At 56.7% G+C, this 314-nt stretch carries 1 protein-coding gene; it reads left to right on the top strand.

Annotated elements, in window-relative coordinates; translation table 11 throughout:
- Window positions 1-105 precede the first annotated feature (105 nt).
- Window positions 106-314, top strand: a 209-nt coding sequence (locus P0G09_RS17325; RefSeq protein WP_275253292.1) for an RNA-binding S4 domain-containing protein, incomplete at its 3' end; no start/stop codon positions are given.

Here is a 314-nt window from a genome sequence, read left to right as displayed (position 1 = left end):
GATCAGCGGCCCGCTGAGACCAGTCAAGGTTCTGCCTACCGAGGGCAGCGACTTTTTGTATCTGGTCCTGCCTGTCAGCTTCAAGAATGATTGAGAGGCATAAAAATGCAAAAAATTCTCATCCATACGGAGTTTATCAAGCTGGATGCCCTGCTGAAATATGCAGGCCTGTGTGAGACCGGCGGCGAAGCCAAGGAGCTGGTGCAGGGCGGTGCTGTCAAGGTGAACGGTGAGGTCTGCACCATGCGGGGCAAAAAGTGCCGCGCCGGGGATGTCATCGAGCTGGACGGCCAGACCGTGGAAGTGGGACAGGG

It is taken from the genome of Faecalibacterium sp. DFI.5.82, from assembly GCF_029076575.1.
In the GTDB taxonomy this organism is placed as follows: domain Bacteria; phylum Bacillota; class Clostridia; order Oscillospirales; family Ruminococcaceae; genus Faecalibacterium; species Faecalibacterium duncaniae.
Note: the sequence above shows the minus strand (reverse complement) of the source record. Positions and strands in the feature narration are given on the sequence as shown.